The sequence below is a fragment of the Acinetobacter sp. CY79 genome (assembly GCF_059515845.1).
Map to the genome: position 1 here is coordinate 1 of NZ_JCAKMY010000065.1, position 2,833 is coordinate 2,833.

At 35.9% G+C, this 2,833-nt stretch carries 4 protein-coding genes and 2 pseudogenes; 4 read left to right on the top strand and 2 right to left on the bottom strand.

The window, feature by feature from the left end; translation table 11 throughout:
• The 4 genes and pseudogenes from AC5YCE_RS15420 to AC5YCE_RS15435 all read left to right on the top strand — a co-directional run.
• The coding region (locus AC5YCE_RS15420) for an RHS repeat domain-containing protein (protein WP_496172604.1) at nt 1-1,266 on the top strand (1,266 nt) is incomplete at its 5' end.
• Between the two features lie 9 nt (nt 1,267-1,275).
• Nucleotides 1,276-1,692 (top strand): hypothetical protein, encoded by a 417-nt coding sequence (locus tag AC5YCE_RS15425; RefSeq protein ID WP_496172605.1) that lies wholly within the window; start codon nt 1,276-1,278, stop codon nt 1,690-1,692.
• The gene (locus tag AC5YCE_RS15430; RefSeq protein WP_496127228.1) at nt 1,689-2,063 is read left to right on the top strand and encodes a hypothetical protein; all 375 of its coding nucleotides are present in this window, start codon (nt 1,689-1,691) and stop codon (nt 2,061-2,063) included. The genes AC5YCE_RS15425 and AC5YCE_RS15430 overlap by 4 nt, the downstream gene beginning before the upstream one ends.
• Nucleotides 2,064-2,187: 124 nt before the next feature.
• Nucleotides 2,188-2,466 (top strand): annotated as a pseudogene (locus tag AC5YCE_RS15435) (RHS repeat-associated core domain-containing protein); the annotation flags it as partial.
• A gap of 20 nt (nt 2,467-2,486) precedes the next feature.
• On the opposite strand, the gene AC5YCE_RS15440 reads toward AC5YCE_RS15435, so the two are convergent.
• Both AC5YCE_RS15440 and AC5YCE_RS15445 read right to left on the bottom strand, forming a co-directional pair.
• On the bottom strand, nt 2,487-2,630 hold the full coding sequence (locus AC5YCE_RS15440; RefSeq protein ID WP_496126720.1) for a transposase: 144 nt from the start codon (nt 2,628-2,630) through the stop codon (nt 2,487-2,489).
• Nucleotides 2,631-2,651: 21 nt separating this feature from the next.
• Nucleotides 2,652-2,833, bottom strand: a pseudogene (locus AC5YCE_RS15445) (hypothetical protein); the annotation flags it as partial.

A 2,833-nucleotide genomic window follows, 5' to 3' on the forward strand; every position in this document is an offset into this window, starting at 1 on the left:
TGGGATGGCGACCTGATGGTGTGGGAGTCTAAACAATACCAAGCAGACACTGAGAAACAGCGAAACTACACCAAACACTACATCTACGAACCGAATAGCTTTGTACCTGTACTGCAAACAGGCTATCGTCAGTTCATCCAACTGATCAAAACCCCAGACTATAGTCAGTTTAAAACCATGCCCTATTCGGTCCACCGAGATCCTGTCTGGAGCACAGACACGCGCAAGAACAAAGCCGAACTCGAACGTGTTGCCTTTTATCATTGTGATCAGGTAGGAACACCGCAAACCCTGAGTAATGAAAAAGGAGAATGTATTTGGGAAATCACCTTAAATACATGGGGTAAGACCCAACAGGTTAAAGCACAGCATCAAGACCAAGTCTTAGAGCAAACCAATATCCGTTTCCAAGGACAATATTATGACGAGGAAACAGGTCTACATTACAATCGTTACAGATATTATGAGCCGCATAGTGGACGATATATCTCAAAAGATCCTATTGGACTGCAAGGTGGATTGAATAATTTAGCTTATGTAAGTAATCCTAATGATTGGGTTGATCCGATGGGGTTAAACCAGAAAAAAATGGTTACATGGATTGATGAAAATGGTAGCACTCAATTTACCCATAGTGCTCAAAAAGCATATGAAGCACAGCAAAAGAGTTTAAGGGTAAGGGGGCATAACAAGGCGGGTCAGGATTATTTGGATAAACCAGCAATTGATGCAGCCAACGAAGAGAAAAGAAAAGTTGAGAGAGCAAAATACGATGCCGAATCAATAGAAAGACAGAAAAAAGCAATATTAGTTTCTAATAAAAACTGTTGTGAGGTTACCAATAATAGTAGTTCTTCAAATGAAGGATTGATTGATAAAACAGTAAATTTTGTAAATACACATCTTTTAAATAACGCTGGTAATATTAGTGTAGTTGGGGAACCTGTTAAGAATAAGGTAATAGGATCTCCGTATCAACTTATAGACAAAAATGCCAAAGTAGCTGGGGTAATCCCAGGTGGAAGCACACCAACAGGTGGTCTAGGTGCTGCTGCGAGAGGTATGGGTACTGTGGTTGGAATGGGGACTAGTGTTTTAAATACGGATACTGCTGGTGGTGTTGCATACGGTGGGTTTGTTCTAGCAGTAAACAAATGTTATGCATCAGGCAAATGCAGTGAGGAGGATTACCTAGAATTACAACGATTAAAGGTGAAAAATTTGAATGAAGCTTGGAAAAAGTTAAATGAATTTAATTCTCGTTAGGATGAAATTATGAAATTTTATATAATAGGTTTTTTTTTAGTGTTTGTATTTACAGGGTGTGCACTTGCTCAAAATGACTATAAAGTAGCTAATTGGAATATAGGAGAAAATAAAGAGCTAAATGATCTTGGTGTATTTATTGTTGAGTTAAAAAATACTAAGGACTTGTCAGAGACTAGTGTTTCAGAGACTAATGGAAAATTGTCAGCTGTTTCAGTATCTACTGATAAAGGTGAATATGCAGGAATCCAATTTAAAAAAAATTCAAACCTAATTGATTACATAAAAGTATCGCACTGGTTTTCGTCTGGAAGTTATGAACGTTCTTATTTAAAACTACACAGAAACTCTAAGGGTGACTGGGTTTTAACAGAATATGCTGATGGGTCTGAGAAAAAAGTTTTAAAATCTGTAGAGCTAAAATGAAAAAAAAGATATCTCTGGTTATAGTTTTAATGGTCGGATGTAATAGTATTTTGGCCAATAATTGGGAAATCACAAAAGATGATGATTTAAAACATATTGGAGTAGATGTTCTTTATCTTAAAAATAATAACTCTAGAATTATGTTAGCTGATAAGAATGGAAAACTTAATGCTGTGAGTATCAATGTTGAAAATGGTGAGCGAATAGGTATTAATTATCAAGATCAAACTAATAAAATTGATTATATAAAACTTCCTTCAAAAAAAGATACATTAATTAAATTGTTCAAGACCACTGAAGGTAACTGGAAGTTAATTGAATATTCAGATTACTCGGAAAAATTTATATTGAATTCATTAGAATTAAATTAAAAAAATGAGATATTTATCATCTTATACTTATGTTTGTATGTAGCATTGATCGAATGCAGCTTTTAAGAAGTAAAACATTTGCTCACACAAATAGATGATCAACCAATAATCAATGAACTATTAATATAACCCGATTGGACGCATAATCAAAACATAAAGTCCACAACACACCGAAACCTTTAGCTTTGACCCCGCAGGCAACCTGATCGACCCGATTGCGACCCAAGCCAGCTAAATCAAAAACAACCTAGTCCAAGACTACCAAGGCAAGCGCTACAGCTACGATGCACAAGGAAATGTGATTGAGGCCAGACAAGGCAATCACAGCCTTAAACTGAGTTGGGACAATCTGAACCGACTGATACAAAGTGATAATAACGGTCAGATCACAGAATATGGTTATAGCCAAATATGAAACATAAGCTACATCATCTTAAATACGATATCCAGAGCTTCCTGAATGGTTTTATTGTTCTGAGCAATGATGTGCCTGACTTTACTTTTTAAGACAGACCATGCTTTTTCAATAGGATTGAGGTCGGGACTATACGCAGGTAGATAAACGATTCTTGTCTTATATTTTGCTGCTCAATCATCAATCGCTTGACCTTTATGAATTGAGGCATTATCGAGAATCAGCAAATAATTTTTAGTCTGAATATCCTTTTTCTGTAGGTCCTTTAACAAATACTCCAACCAACACAGAAAAATACTCCGATCACATGAGCCTTGAAACACTAAAGGTTGAATAAATTTGAATGGTGCATTTG